The 13488-nt window shown below is 61.3% G+C and carries 9 protein-coding genes; 4 read left to right on the top strand and 5 right to left on the bottom strand.

Annotated features, from left to right (window positions below; genetic code table 11):
* Positions 1-66: 66 nt before the first annotated feature.
* The 5 genes from AAFH49_RS11905 to rhaT all read right to left on the bottom strand — a co-directional run bounded on the left by AAFH49_RS11905 (position 67) and on the right by rhaT (position 6884).
* Positions 67-1809: a hypothetical protein gene (locus AAFH49_RS11905; RefSeq protein ID WP_342298351.1), complete on the bottom strand. Its 1743-nt coding sequence runs from the start codon at positions 1807-1809 to the stop codon at positions 67-69.
* An 81-nt stretch (positions 1810-1890) separates the two neighbouring features.
* Positions 1891-2706, bottom strand: coding sequence for a rhamnogalacturonan acetylesterase (locus AAFH49_RS11900; RefSeq protein WP_342298349.1), 816 nt, complete (start codon positions 2704-2706; stop codon positions 1891-1893).
* A 7-nt stretch (positions 2707-2713) separates the two neighbouring features.
* A complete protein-coding gene (locus AAFH49_RS11895; protein ID WP_342298347.1) occupies positions 2714-3493 on the bottom strand; it encodes a rhamnogalacturonan acetylesterase in 780 nt (259 codons plus the stop codon).
* Between the two features lie 266 nt (positions 3494-3759).
* On the bottom strand, positions 3760-5718 hold the full coding sequence (locus AAFH49_RS11890) for a rhamnogalacturonan lyase (RefSeq protein WP_342298345.1): 1959 nt from the start codon (positions 5716-5718) through the stop codon (positions 3760-3762).
* Positions 5719-5795: 77 nt separating this feature from the next.
* The gene (gene rhaT, locus AAFH49_RS11885) at positions 5796-6884 is read right to left on the bottom strand and encodes an L-rhamnose/proton symporter RhaT (protein ID WP_342298343.1); all 1089 of its coding nucleotides are present in this window, start codon (positions 6882-6884) and stop codon (positions 5796-5798) included.
* Positions 6885-7127: 243 nt separating this feature from the next.
* On the opposite strand from rhaT, the gene AAFH49_RS11880 reads away from it, so the two are divergent.
* The 4 genes from AAFH49_RS11880 (at position 7128) to AAFH49_RS11865 (ending at position 13400) form a co-directional block, all read left to right on the top strand.
* Complete coding sequence (locus AAFH49_RS11880; RefSeq protein WP_342298341.1) at positions 7128-9236, top strand: bifunctional aldolase/short-chain dehydrogenase; 2109 nt, start codon at positions 7128-7130, stop codon at positions 9234-9236.
* 246 nt (positions 9237-9482) lie between these two features.
* Positions 9483-10493 (top strand): GntR family transcriptional regulator, encoded by a 1011-nt coding sequence (locus AAFH49_RS11875; protein ID WP_342298339.1) that lies wholly within the window; start codon positions 9483-9485, stop codon positions 10491-10493.
* Between the two features lie 232 nt (positions 10494-10725).
* Complete coding sequence (locus AAFH49_RS11870; protein WP_342298337.1) at positions 10726-12006, top strand: sugar isomerase; 1281 nt, start codon at positions 10726-10728, stop codon at positions 12004-12006.
* A gap of 8 nt (positions 12007-12014) precedes the next feature.
* Entirely contained in the window at positions 12015-13400 is a 1386-nt protein-coding gene (locus AAFH49_RS11865; RefSeq protein WP_342298335.1) for an FGGY-family carbohydrate kinase, read from the top strand.
* Positions 13401-13488 lie beyond the last annotated feature (88 nt).

Here is a 13488-nt window from a genome sequence, read left to right as displayed (position 1 = left end):
CTCCGCAGTTCCGGCCGTTCAACGGGGAGGCGCGAAGGGTTGCGTCTCCACATCGTTCGGGCAGGCCTAGTAATGCGTGTGGTTGACCACGCTGTTTCTTAGATATTCCACATCCTTTTTCGAATCCTTGCCGCTATGCACGGCGCTGCGGCTGCCAAAAACACTCAGCCGCCCTTGGCTCAGAGTGATGACTTCCTCTGCGCCCTGACCCATGAAATCGAACATGTGGAAGACCATATCCGGGAAGTAAAGCTCGCCGGTGCCCGCGTCGTTGAGGTGGAATTTGTGCCAGAATAGCCAGGTGGAGCCGTCGCCGCGCCAGTTACCGCGCACGAAATCGGGGTTGCCATTGAGGGGGTTGCCGGGCCATTTTGTTACCAGGTTGCCCGTGTTGTCGAACCAGTAGAGCTGGCTGGAGAGGCCGGGCTCGTCGGCGGCGCGGTTGCCGTAGGTGCGGCCGCCAATGACGACTTGGGGGCCGGGTACGTTCTTCAGGAAATTGCCCACAGCGAGCTGCTGGCTGTGCTCGGCGGTGTTTTGCCAAATGATTTTGCCGGTCATCGCCTCGTAGATGAATACGCCGGTTTCGCTATTGGCGGTGGCGATGTCGAGCTTGCCGTCGCCGTTCATGTCGATGAATTTGTAGCTGTCGGCGTGGTCGTGGTTGTCGGGCAGCAGGTCGAAGCGGTTCCAGATTTCCTGGCCCTTGGTATCGAGCAGGAGGGAGCCGACGAGCACCTCATCAAGGCCGTCGCCGTTGAGGTCGATGGGGTAGATGTAGTGGCCGAGGTTGTCTTTTTTGCGGTGCTCGATGTGCTGCCAGAGCTGTTTCAAATCGGCCGAGTAGGCGGTCACGTTTTCGGTGCCGCCCATGTCGGTGTAGGCCACCAGGTCGTTGGCCGGGCCGGGGTGCAGGTGCGCGATGGCCAGCCGGAAGTTGTTGTAGGCGTGCGGCAGCGGCTGGGTGGGCCACGCCGTTTTGCGCAGGATGCGGCCCGTGCGGCCATCGGCCACCACCAGCCATTCCTTGCCGTCGATGAAGCGCCAGTGGACGACTTCGGCCCGGCCATCGTGGTCGAAATCCCAGAGCACGCCGGGCGCTTCAAATTCCGAACGTTCCTTCACGTACTCGGCGGGCGCTTTATACGCCCACAGCTCTTTGCCGGAATTATCGAAAACGTGGGCAGAGAAGTCCGGTTCCAGCACCATGAAATCGGTTTTGCCGTCGTTGTTCACATCGCCAAATTTCACGGCGTTGGCGGGCGGAATGGTGTATTGCTTTAGCAGCTGCACATCCTCTGGCAACTGGTAGGGCCGCACGTCTTCCTCCTTCAGATTGGCGTTTTTGCTCAGCACCAGAACGTCCACGGCCGCGCCCATTTCGATGCGCGTGAGCTTCACGTAAGCCAGTCCGGCGGGCAGCTCAAACGTGCCGCCGGCCTGCCAGCTCAGTGGTCCGCGACCAAAAGTGGCGGCCGTCACCTTATCGTTGATGGCGACTTTGAAGCTGGTGTTTTTCTCACCTTGGCTGCGCACGAATAGCGTGTACGTGCCCGCTTCCGGTACCTGCACGCGCACCTGCATGTTGGTTTTCGATTTCAATACCAGGGCCGTGTTGTTGAAAATCCAGGGGGCGTGCAGGGCGTTGGCATCGGCGATAATGACGCCCCGTGGAATTTCCTGGATGAAATCCGAGGCCGGTATGATGACCGTGGCCGGCAGCGGCGCGGGCCGGCCGGCGGGCAACGATTGGGCGCTGGCATTCAGGCTCAGCAGGTACGGCAGTAGCGAAAGGGCGAGTTTTCTCATAGCAGGTGGCAGTAGCGCGAACTTTTAGTTCGCGTAGCCGAATGGGTGTAACGGCGTGGGGACGCGAACTAAAAGTTCGCGCTACTTCAAATACTTGCGCAACGCTAGCCCTTTCGTGGCCCGGATTCCCTCCGCCACGGTAGCCGCGTTCAGCATCGCGCCGGCCTCGATGGTGTGCGTGTGGTCTTTCGATGTGAAGTAGACGGTGCCCACTTTGGCTTCGCCTTCGCGGTCGTATTTATCGGCCACCAGCCGGTTCAAATCGATGAAATAAGCCCCGCCCTGCTTGGCGGCTTCGGCGGCCCATTTGGTGTAGCTGTCGATGGCGCGGGCCACCTTGCCGTCCTTCCACACGTTGCGCGGGATGAGCGAGCAGACCACCGGCGTGGCCCCTTTGGCTTTAGTTTCGGTGATGATTTTACGGAGGTACCAGCCGTAGCTGTGCACCACTTCCTGCTGCTTGGTGATGGGATTGTAGAGGTTCTGGCTTTCCTCGCCGTTGCTCTTGATGGTGCCCCGGGCGCGGGAAGTATCAACCAGTGCGCCGTCGTCGTTGTGGCCGAACTGCATGATAACGAAGTCGCCGGGCTGGATTTTGGCTCGCACCGCTTCCCACAGGCCCTTGGTTTGGAAGGTGCGGCTGCTGGTGCCGCCCAGCGCATCGTTCTCGATGCGGATGCGGATGGTGTCGAAGTGCGCGGGCAGGTAGTTGCCCCAGCCCCAGAGGCCGCCGTCGCCTTTGCCCTTGCCGTTTTTCACGGTGGAGTCGCCGATGAGGTAGAGGGTAGGTTTGCGCTTGGCCAGCGGATGGGTAAAGCTGGCCAGCAGCAGGGCTACCAGCAGCAGGCCGTAGCCCAAGCTGGCGCGGAGAGGTAGGTTGGGTTTGGGGGATTTCATAAACCGCTTACTTCTTCAGGTACTTGCGTAGCGCCAGTTTCTTGTTGACTTTGATGCCGTCGACCACCGATTCGGCGTTGATAATTGCGCCGGCTTCGTTGGTGTGGGTGTGGTCGCCGGGGAAGAACTTCTTCACTTCCACCGGGCCCAGTTGGTCGTATTTCAGGGCGGTGATTTCGTTCAGATTGATGAAGGCGATGCCTTCCTGCTGCGCCACTTCCTGGGCCCACTTGCCGAAGTCGTTGCTGGCCCGAATGACCTTGCCATCCTTCCACTCGTTGCGCGGAATCATGGAGCAGACCACCGGCGTGGCCCCTTTGGCCCGGGCCTCGCGGATGAATTTGCGCAGGTACCAGCCGTAGGTGTTCACGGTTTCGGGGTGGCCGTCGGGCCACACGAGACTCTTGGTTTCCTCGCCGGTGCCGCGCAGTACGCCGCGCCGGCCGGCCTTGGTGGTATCGGGCGGGCTGCCCTCGTTGTGGCCGAACTGCATCAGCAGAAAGTCGCCGGGCTTGATGGCGTCAATGGTGGTTTTCCAGCGGCCTTCGGTGATGAAGGTGCGGGTGCTGCGGCCGGCCTTGGCGTTGTTGCGCACCTTGATTCGGGTGGTGTCGAAGTAGGCGGCGATGACGTTACCCCAGCCCGCCTGAGGCGGGTTCGGGTTGTTCACCGTGGAGTCGCCGATTAGGTAGAGCGTGGGCGGCGCAGTGGGCTTGCCGAAGGCGCAAATCAGCAACAGCAGGGCGGCAGCGGCCAGCAGATGCCGGGGGAGCAGGGGCTTTTTCACGGGTGGGTTTGGGGGAGGAGAGGCAGCACGGTATTCGATAGCCAAATGTTGGACGGAATGCGGGCGGCGGTATCCTGCACCTACCTGCACTGCGGGGAGCCGCCGCAGATGCTAAGTGACATCCGGCGCGCGTGGCGGATGCCACTTAACGGCCTTAAAAGCACCCGCCGCGCGCGTTCGGCCTCACTTACCCTCCTGAGTAGCATCCGCCGCCGGCGTCCAGCTATTCCTATCCCCTCAGGTATGGCCTGCCGTCGGCGTCCGGCCTATTTCATCCCCTCGCCCAGAAAAAAGCCGGGGTGTGGGGGCTGGTTGTAGCCCACGTTTTCGCGGGCCACGCCGAGGCGGTAGGCGCGGTCCTGCATCAGCGTGACGAGGCGGTGCTGGGTGGGAATCGAGGTGCTGAAAATGAGCAGAGCCGAATTGTCAGCGGTGCGCCACACCACCTCTTCGCGCCAGTCGCCCAGCAGGTCGGCGCTGAGGCAGGGCGTGGCTTTGGTGCCGTTGCAAGAGGCAGCGTTGAAATCCTTGCCTTCGAGTAGCTTGGTGAGTTGGCCGGCTTGGTAGTCCCATTTTTCCACGCGGGTGTCGTTCAGCAGCTCGCGCAGCAGGTCGCCATCCCACCACAGACCGAAATTTACGGAGCGCGGCGAAGGGCCGATTCGTTCGCCTTTGCAGCTGAGTAGGCCCAGCTCGGGGTTGCTCACCCACATTTCCGCGCCGGGGTAGCGCGGGTCGATATCGGCGGCCATGCCCCGGCCCACGTCCTCGCCGGGCAGTTTCGAGAACAGGATTTGGCCGGTGCCGGCGGCGTAGAGAGCCGCGCCGGGGCCGTTTTCGTGGCCGGGTACCTTCTCCTCGTTTTCGTGCACGCCCCAGGCTTCGAGGCCGGGCAGGCTGGGGTCGAAGTCGGAGACGTGCAGGGCATCGCCGTGGCGCAGGCCGGTGCTGAACAGGCCCGTGCCGTTGTCGTCCACCACCATCGAGCCGTACACGATTTCATCTTTGCCGTCGCCGTCCACATCGTTCACGCTCAGGCCGTGGTTGCCCATGCCGGAGAACGGGTTCTGGCCGTCTTTCGAGTCGAATACCCAGCGCGAGGTGAGCTTGCTGCCGCGCCAGTCCCAGGCGGCCAATACGGTGCGGCCGTAGTAGCCGCGGCACATCACTACGCTGGGGTGCTGGCCGTCGAGGTAGGCCACGGCGGCCAGGAAACGGTCGACGCGGTTGCCGTACTGGTCGTTGCCGCCATTGCCCCCGATGCCACCCCAGCCGCCCAGCTCGCCCCGCGCCGGCAGGTAGGGTGTGGAGGCCAGCGCCGCGCCGGTTCGCCCATCGAACACCGTGAAATACTCCGGCCCGGCCAGGATGCGGCCGTACCGGGCGTCGCGGGCCGTGGGCACGCTTACGCCGTCGGTGGGCACGGTGAGGGAGCGGTAGTCCTTCTTGTCATCTCCGACGATTTTGCCCGCGCCGTCCACGGTGCCGTCGGCGGTTTTGCAGGCGATTTCGGCCCGGCCGTCGCCGTCCAAATCATAGGCCATAAACTGCGTGTAGTGCGCCCCGGCGCGGATATTCCGACCCAGGTTGATGCGCCACAGGCGGGTGCCATCCAGCTGGTACGCATCGAGAATAACCGGGCCGGTGAGGCCACTGGAGCCGTTGTCGCGGGCGTTGGTAGGCTCCCATTTCAGCACGATTTCGTACTGGCCGTCGCCGTCGAGGTCGGCGGCGCTGGCGTCATTAGCAGTATAGGTGTACGGGCTGGTTTCGGCCCCGCTGCTCACCGTGCCGCCCGGCGGCGGCTGCAGCGGCAGGCGCAGGTAGCCGTCGGCCCACGTTTTGGCGGTGGCTGAGGCATCAGCAGGAGCATTGGCGGCTCCCGCGACTTGTTTGGTAGCGCCGCCAGCAACTCGTACTGAGTACGTAGTTGCCTGGCCCTTTTTAGCGGTTTCATCCAGCCAGTTGGTGCCGGCTGTGAGCGGCTGCTTGTTCAACTTGACTGCCGTTGCGCCGGTTTGCCGGTACACATCAAAGCCCACGCCGGGCGCATCACTCACCAGCAACCGCCAGCTCACCAGTACCTTGCCATCAGGGCGCGCCACCGCCACTAGCCCCCGTCCCAACCGTTCGGGCTGCGCCTGCGGGGCAATGGTTGGCGGGGCCACTTGGCGGGCACCCAGCAGGCCGGTAGCCAGCAAAAAAACAGCAAGGCGGTGATTCATAAGGATGAATAAAAAAAGCCCGGCCCCCATCTATTCGATAAGGCCCGGGCTATTGAGGGCAAGCATTGAAATGGCGGCTATTCGTTGGCGCTGATGGCGGCCGTGTCCTCTACCGGTGCCTTATGCTCGGGCGAGCCCAGATAATTGCCGTAGCCCACCACCACCGTAGACAGCACCACGGCAATAATGCCCAGCGTCACTGTTCGCATGGTGCTACGGTTGGCCCCGCGCCACTCGTGCAATACGAGGCCCCACATGCTGCTGAAGGCGATGATAAAGGCCATGTGCAGCGTCCAGCCCGAGAAGCGGTAGGCCCCCATCTGGCTGTCGCCCATGCCGTAGAAAAAGAACTGGAAATACCAGGTAGTGCCCGCCAGCGCGCAGAAAATGATATTGCGCAGGGCCGGGTAGGAGGGGTTTAGGTAGTCAGTATAGGTCTTGTTTTTGACGTTGAGGTAGAGGCACCAGATGGCGTTGGTGGTGAGACCGCCGGCCAGAATGATGACCAGAATGGCGTTATTCACAAACAGCGGGTTGGTGCCGTTTTTAGCGGCCAGTTCGGCAATGGGCTGCCCGGCCGTGAGCCCGAACGAAAAGCAGGCGCTCATGATGCCCGAGAACACGGCCACCATCAGGCCCTTTTTTAGGTCGAATTCAGCAATGGATTCCTGCTTCTGCTCCTGGGTCAGGGTCTTTTCTTTCAGCAGGCCCGCCCGGCCGCAAATCAGAATACCCAGCACGCACACGCCCAGCCCTAGGATGATGTACCGGCCTGAGTCCGTAGCCAGCAGCGCGCCCATCTTGCCCTCATAAATGGGAGGAACCAGCGTGCCAAACACCGCGCACAGCCCCAGCGTGACGGCCATGCCCAGGCTCAGGCCCAGGTACCGCATGGCCAGCCCGAACGTGAGCCCGCCCGTGCCCCACAAAATGCCCCAGAAATACGCCCACGCAATGGTGGAGTTGTCGGCCTGGTGCAGCACGTCGAACAAATGCGGCACCGTAAGGTAGCCCAGCACCCACGGCGCTACCAGCCACGACACAATGCCGCCCACCAGCCAATAGCTTTCCCAGGCCCAGCCGTTCACCTTCTTATAAGGCAGGTAAAAACTGCCGGAGGCAAAGCCGCCCAGCGCGTGAAGGATAACTCCCCAGATAACAGCCATTGCTACGTTCGGTATGGTAAGGTATTAGGCAAAGCTGCCGGGTAAGTGAGGACAAACCCTCCTGTGCTCTCCTGAACGCGAAATAACGCCGGATTTCGCGCCTTTCGGAGCCGGGCCGGGCGGGTAATAATTTTTTTACCTCCAAGCAGGAGAGTGCAGGATGTTGGCCGTTAGCCCTCCCGGCACCTTTGTACCATCGCAAACCTATTTCGAATTCTGGTTAACGCATCTGCACCTTATCTCATGGAAAAAACCCTCACTTTCCAGCACGTCAGCTACCTCTGGGACGAAGCCAAAGCCGCCGAGCTGGCGGGCGACGAAGTAGCCCTTTTCCTCTACCGCTCCAACCTGCTCGGCGCGGATTTGCGCCTGACCAACTACGCCGGCGGCAACACCAGCTGCAAAATCCAGGAAACCAATCCCGTCACCGGCGAAGCCGCCGAAGTAATGTGGGTGAAAGGCTCGGGCGGCGACATCGGCACGCTCACCAAAGCCGGCTGCGCCAACCTGTACGTTGAGAAATTGCACCAACTCAAAGGCCGCTACCGGGGCCTGGAGTTCGAAGACGAGATGGTGGGCCTGTTCGAGTACTGCCTCTTCGACCCCAAGTGCGCCACGCCCAGCATCGACACCCCGCTGCACGGCCTGCTGCCCTTCAAGCACATCGACCACCTGCACCCCGACGCCCTGATTGCCATCGCGGCCAGCAAGGACGGCGAGCAAATCATGCACGACATCTGGGGCGACACCATGGGCTGGCTGCCCTGGCAGAAACCGGGCTTCGATCTCGGTTTGCAGCTCGAGAAAATCGTGGCCGACAACCCCGGTCTGCGCGGCGTCATCCTCGGCGGCCACGGCCTGTTTACCTGGGGCGACACTTCGTATGAGTCGTACCTGAACACGCTCGAAGTTATTGAGCAAGCCGCAACTTACCTCGAAGCCAACTACGGCAAGAAAGCCCCCGTTTTCGGTGGGGTGAAGCGCGAGCAAACCCTCGATGCTACCCAGCGCCGCAACGCCGCCGCCGCCGTGATGCCCGTGCTGCGTGGCCTCGCCAGCAGCCAGCGCCGCATGCTGGGCCACTACACCGACGACGCCCGTGTGCTCGAATTCGTGAACTCGCACGACCTCGCGCGCCTCGCCGCCAAAGGCACCAGCTGCCCCGACCACTTCCTGCGCACCAAAATCCGTCCGCTCGTCCTCGATGCCGACGTGATGCAGGGCGACGCCGCCAGCGTGAAAACCTATCTGGAAGCCCAGTTTGAAGCCTACCGCAAGGACTACGCGGCTTACTACGAGCGCAGCAAGCACGCCAATTCGCCCGCCATCCGCGACGCCAACCCGGTCATCATCCTGTGGCCCGGCGTGGGCTTGTTCTCCTTCTCGAAAGACAAGCAGACCGCCCGCGTGGCCGCCGAGTTCTACACCAATGCCATCAACGTGATGCGCGGGGCCGAAGCCGTGAGCACCTACCAGGGCCTGCCCGAGCAGGAAGCCTTCAACATTGAATACTGGTTGCTGGAAGAAGCCAAGCTCCAGCGCATGGCCCCGCCCAAAGCCCTCTCGGGCAAGGTGGCCTACGTGACGGGCGGTACCGGCGGCATCGGCAAAGCCATCTGCGAGGAACTGCTGAAATTCGGTGCCTGCGTGGTGGCCGTCGACCGCGACCGCCTCGAAGAAACCCAAGCCGACCTGCGCAAGCAATTCGGCAAGGACAGCACCATCACCGCCCCCATCGAAGTAACCAGCGCCGAGAGCATTGCCGAGTCATTGAAAGCCGGCGTGCTACAGTTCGGCGGCGTCGACATCATCGTAAACTGCGCCGGCCTGTCGATTTCCAAGCCGCTGGCCGACACCACCCAGGCCGACTGGGATATCCTGAACGACGTGCTCGTGAAAGGCCAGTTCCTGGTGAGCCAGGCCGCCGTCACCATCATGCGCCAGCAGGCGTTGGGTGGGGATATCGTGAACATTGCCAGCAAAAATGGCCTCGTGGCCGGGCCGAATAACGTGGCCTACGGCACGGCCAAAGCCGCCCAGCTGCACATGAGCCGCCTGCTGGCCGCTGAGTTGGGCGCGGATAAAATCCGCGTCAACACCGTGAACCCCGACGCCGTGCTGCGCGGCTCGAAAATCTGGGAAGGCGACTGGGCCGCCGGCCGGGCCAAGGCCTACGGCATCACGGTCGAAGAGCTGCCCCAGCACTACGCCAAGCGCACGCTGCTGGGCGAGGAGCTGCTTTCGGAAGACATCGCCAAGGCCGTGCGCGTGTTCGTGGATGGCTCGCTGAGCAAATCCACCGGCAACGTGCTGAACGTGGATGGCGGCGTGGCCATGGCCTTCGTGCGTTAGCCTGTTGCAGCGTTAAGCCTGATAACCTGGCGTCCCGATTTTAGAATTGGGGCGCCAGGTTTTTTGCTGCGATAGTATTGGCTAGCGCGCGTGCGGCTGGCATTGCCGAAAAGGCTACATTTGGGGTACAGCCTCTGAATACTGCCTTTTTCTCTCCTTATACCACCTCGCTGAATTCTGCCGCTGCCAAACGGGTTTATCCGTAGTAGCGCGGCCGAAATTCACCTGACTTGCCCACCACCCGGGATGTATCAACTCCAACTAAAGCCCCTCGATAAAACGCCGAAGTACAAGCAGATTGTGCAGTCGGTCATCATGGATATTGAGCGTGGCGTGCTGAAAAACGGCGACCACCTGCCCAGCATCAGCGAGCTGAGCGTGGAGCACTACCTGGCGCGCGACACGGTAGAAAAAGCCTACCGCGAGCTGCGCGAGCGCGGCTTCATCACCTCGGTGCAGGGCAAGGGCTACTACGTGGAAACCAGCGATAACTCGAAGCTGAAAATCCTGCTGGTGTTCAACAAGCTGAGCTCCTACAAGAAAATTATCTACTACGCTTTCCTCGAAACCCTCGGCGACCGCGCCACCGTCGACCTCCAGATTCACCACTACAACGTGAATCTTTTCCAGGAAATCATCGAGAAGAATCTCGGCAAATACAACTACTACGTAGTGATGCCGCACTTCACGCTGGATACCGACAAAGCCATTTCGCGGGCCATTCTCAACACCATTCCCAGCCAGGAATTGGTGCTGCTCGATAAGGACATTCCCGAGCTGACGCACGACTGCCTGCGCGTGTTCCAGGACTTCGACAAGGACATTTTCACCGCCCTCGAAAAAGCTGAAGACCTGCTGGAAAAATACTCCCGCCTGGTCCTCGTGCTGCCTTCTGATGCCAACCATCCCGAGGAATTGCCTTGGGGTTTCCGCTCTTTCTGCCTGATGCGCAACAAGGAGTTTTCGGTGGTGGAAAACGCCATGAACGAAGTGGTGCAGGCCGGCACCGCCTACGTGGTAATCCGCGAAACCGACCTGGTGGAGTTGGTGAAGAAAATCCGCCAGACCAGCTACCTGCTGGGTCGCGAAGTAGGTATCATCTCCTTCAACGAAACGCCACTGAAAGAGCTGCTGAACATGACAGTGATTACCACCGACTTCGAGGCGATGGGCCGCACGGCCGCCACCCTGCTGCTGGAAAAGCAGCGCGTGAAAGTGAAAAACCCGTTTTACACGATTCGGCGCGGGTCGCTGTAGCGTGGACTCTGCGAGTCCGCGCATGGTACGTTCCATTCGCACCCGTTCGCGCAACCCCGCTCATGCGAGGACTCGCAGAGTCCACGCTACACCCCTCTGCGGGGGTGAGGTTCCCCGTGGGCGTCGATAAAACTTTCCGCCCGCAAACAGGAGAGCCCAGAACAGTTCCGGCCAATGGAAACGGGTAATTTGTTCTACCCAACCAACACCGGACATTATTCTCTCGCCAACTATGTTCTCCGACCAACGCCTCGCCGAACTCAACCAGCCGCTGCTGGCCGAGCACCAAACCCAGTTCCAGTACACGGCCGAATCGCCGCGCCTGCGCCACGCCGATGTGGCCGCCGTGGTGCAAAAGCTGATTGATTTCCAGGTCGCCATCCCGAGCTGGGCGCTGGGCACGGGCGGCACCCGTTTCGGCCGTTTCGCGGCCGGCGGCGAACCTGCCACGCTGGAAGATAAAATCGGCGACGTGGGCATTCTGCAAGCCCTCAACCGCTCGTCGAACTCCATCTCGCTGCACATTCCCTGGGATATTCCGCAGGACATTCCCGGCCTCCAGCAGCTGCTGAAGGAGAAGGGCCTGGTGATTGATTCGGTGAACTCCAATACGTTTCAGGACCAGAAAGACCAGCCTCATTCCTACAAGTTCGGCTCGCTTAGCCACACCGATAAAGCGGTGCGCGAACAGGCCATTCAGCACAACATTGACTGCGTGCGCTACGGCCGCCAACTCGACGCCAAAACGCTGACCGTGTGGCTGGCTGATGGCTCAAATTTCCCCGGCCAGTCGCACTTGCGCCGTGCTTTCTCGCGCACCCAGGAGTCTCTGGCTTCCATCTACGAAGCCATGCCTTCCGACTGGACCATGCTGGTGGAGTACAAGCCCTACGAGCCCAACTTCTACTCGATGGTGATTCCCGACTGGGGCACCTCGCTGGCGCTATGCCAGGCGCTGGGCCAGCAGGCGCAGGTTTTGGTTGACCTCGGCCACCACCTGCCCAACACCAACATCGAGCAGATTGTGGGCCGTCTGCGGCAGTTTGGCCGCCTCGGCGGCTTCCACTTCAACGGCTCAATGTACGGCGACGACGACCTGACCACCGGCAGCATCAAGCCGTTCCAACTGTTCCTGATTTTCAACGAGCTGGTGGATGCCGCCCTCGATAAATCGGTGCCCGCCGAGGCCGTGGCCTACATGATTGACGCCAGCCACAACGTGAAAGACCCGCTGGAAGACCTCCTGCAATCCGTCGAAAACATCCTATCCGCCTACGCCAAAGCCCTTTTAGTAGACCGCGAAGCCCTCGCCGAAGCCCAGGATGCCAACGACGTGGTGCGCGCCGAGGAAATCCTGCGCGACGCCTTCCTCACCGACGTGCGCCCGCTGGTATCGGAAGCCTACCTGCGCAGCGGCGGCGCGCTGAATCCCCTCGCGGCCTTCCGTGCTGAGGGAGTGCGCGAGAAACTCATCCAGCAGCGCGGCAAGCACAGCGTATCCACCGGGCTATGAGCACGACAATGAAAAAGTCAGTCTACGCCGTTTTCGACATTGGCAAGACCAATAAAAAGCTGATTCTTTTCGATGAGAACCAGCAGATTATTGACGAGGAGCTGCACATCTGCACCGACGTGCTCGATGATGACGGCTTCCCCTGCGACCACCTGCCGCGCCTCACCGAATGGGTGCAGTCGCACTGGAACCAGCTCCGCCACCACCCACACTACACCGTGAAGGGCGTGAATTTCACGGCCTACGGCGCGAGCTGGGTGCACCTCGGGGCCGATGGCCAGCCCATGCTGCCGCTCTACAATTACCTCAAGCCGATGCCGGCCGAGATTGAAGCGCAGTTCTACGCCTCGTTGAATCAGTCGCCGGAGGAGTTCGCGGCCGATACCTGCTCGCCGCGTTTGGGCCTGCTGAATTCGGGCCTGCAGCTCTACTGGCTGAAATACGCCAAGCCGGAGAAATACGCGCAGATTCACACCTCGCTGCACTTGCCGAATTACCTCTCCTACCTGATTTCGGGCGAGAAATTCAGCGACTTCACTTCCATCGGCTGCCACACGGCGCTGTGGGACTACAAGCGCAACGACTACCACGAATGGGTGCGCCGCGAGGGCATCGACGAGAAGCTCGCGCCTCTTACTCGCGATTCTATCGCCTCCGTGGTTGATGGCATCCTCGTGGGCGTGGGTCTGCACGACAGCACATCGGCCGTTATGCCTTACCTGGCGGAGAATGATGAGCCGTTCGTGTTGGTGTCTACGGGCACGTGGTCGGTCACCATCAACCCGTTCAACAGCAATTCACTTACCCCCGAACTGCTGCGCCGCGACTGCCTCAGCTTCATGACGCCCCGGGGTGAAGCCACTCGCGCCGCCCGTGTATTCCTGGGCCGCGAGCACGATTTTCAGGTTGAGCGCATCGCTGCGCACTTCCACGTCAAGCCCGATTTTTACCGCTCCATTGTGCTGGCCCGGCCGTATGATGAAGCCTCCGCCGGCTTCCGCCCAGCATGCATGGCCGGCACCGGCCCCTTCCCCGACCAGCCGGCCGAGGAGTGGGACTTGAGCGGCTTCCGTACCGCTTCGGATGCCTATCAGCACCTCATGCACGGGCTGATTAACATCCTTTTGGAGTCAATTCACCTCGTGTGGCAAGGCGAAAAAACCATCTTCGTCGACGGCGGTTTTGCCCGCAACCCGCTCTTCATGCAAACGCTGAGCTGGAACTTCCCGAAGGCGGAAATCCGCACGCTGGAGGTGCCGCAGGCCACGGCACTGGGTGCCTTGGTGCATTTGGAGCAGGGCGAGGCGCTGAAGAAGACGCAACCGCTGTTTACGGATGAGGATGATATGCCACTGGCGGCAGTGCGCGGCGATGCCGCGCCAGTGGGCAAGTAGCGAGGCAATTGCCGGTCCGACCACACTAGGCGGTCGGACCGGTTGCCGTGAGAACGAAGTACCAACGATAACCGGTCGGACCGCCTAG

Source organism: Hymenobacter segetis (assembly GCF_038448715.1).
Classification (GTDB): domain Bacteria; phylum Bacteroidota; class Bacteroidia; order Cytophagales; family Hymenobacteraceae; genus Hymenobacter; species Hymenobacter segetis.
The sequence above is the reverse complement of the archived record's forward strand: the minus strand, read 5'-3'. Positions and strand labels throughout refer to the sequence as shown.

Coding starts and splice junctions, on each gene's coding strand:
- AAFH49_RS11880 (WP_342298341.1), top strand. CDS start 7,128: ATGGAAAAAACCCTCACTTTCCAGCACGTCAGCTACCTCTGGGACGAA.
- rhaT (WP_342298343.1), bottom strand. CDS start 6,884: ATGGCTGTTATCTGGGGAGTTATCCTTCACGCGCTGGGCGGCTTTGCC.
- AAFH49_RS11875 (WP_342298339.1), top strand. CDS start 9,483: ATGTATCAACTCCAACTAAAGCCCCTCGATAAAACGCCGAAGTACAAG.
- AAFH49_RS11905 (WP_342298351.1), bottom strand. CDS start 1,809: ATGAGAAAACTCGCCCTTTCGCTACTGCCGTACCTGCTGAGCCTGAAT.
- AAFH49_RS11900 (WP_342298349.1), bottom strand. CDS start 2,706: ATGAAATCCCCCAAACCCAACCTACCTCTCCGCGCCAGCTTGGGCTAC.
- AAFH49_RS11870 (WP_342298337.1), top strand. CDS start 10,726: ATGTTCTCCGACCAACGCCTCGCCGAACTCAACCAGCCGCTGCTGGCC.
- AAFH49_RS11890 (WP_342298345.1), bottom strand. CDS start 5,718: ATGAATCACCGCCTTGCTGTTTTTTTGCTGGCTACCGGCCTGCTGGGT.
- AAFH49_RS11865 (WP_342298335.1), top strand. CDS start 12,015: ATGAAAAAGTCAGTCTACGCCGTTTTCGACATTGGCAAGACCAATAAA.